The 579-nt window shown below is 35.6% G+C and carries 1 protein-coding gene; it reads left to right on the top strand.

The window, feature by feature from the left end; translation table 11 throughout:
- Positions 1-2 precede the first annotated feature (2 nt).
- The coding region (locus SMIDD26_RS10845; RefSeq protein WP_246747044.1) for a PRD domain-containing protein at positions 3-579 on the top strand (577 nt) is incomplete at its 3' end.

Raw genomic sequence — 579 nt, 5'->3', positions numbered from 1 at the left:
ATTTGATTGCTGAACATCAGGTTGAGAAAATCTTTCGGATGAAGACCGAAGAGTCTAGGGAAAACTTTATGGCTCTCCTCAAAGATGTTCCGCTTGATTTTATCACAGTGACCTATGAGATTATTGATAAGCTCTCAAAGAAATATCATTATCCGATTCAAGAGTATCTCTACGTAACCTTGACAGATCATATTTACTGTTCTTACCAAGCTCTAGCACAAGGAAGGTACAAGGATAGTAATCTGCCAGATATTTCCGCTAAGTATCCTGTCGCTTTTCAAATCGCAAATGAAGCATTTGGAATTTATCGTCAAAAACTGACCGATCATTTTCCTGAAGACGAAATTATTCGGATTGCTTATCATTTCATCAATGCCGAAGGCGAGAATGAAGTAGAAGTAGTTAAGTCGATTGATAAGAGGAAAGAAATTCTCAGGAATGTTGAGGAAGTTTTAAAAGATTACGCTATTCAACGAACTAAAAAGAATAACCATTTCTATGATCGCTTTATGATACATTTGAATTATTTCTTGGATTATTTGGATAGATCCAGAGATGATAATCAGTCACTTCTGGATA

The organism is Streptococcus mitis, from assembly GCF_001579035.1.
Taxonomy (GTDB): domain Bacteria; phylum Bacillota; class Bacilli; order Lactobacillales; family Streptococcaceae; genus Streptococcus; species Streptococcus mitis_J.
The sequence above is the reverse complement of the archived record's forward strand: the minus strand, read 5'-3'. Positions and strand labels throughout refer to the sequence as shown.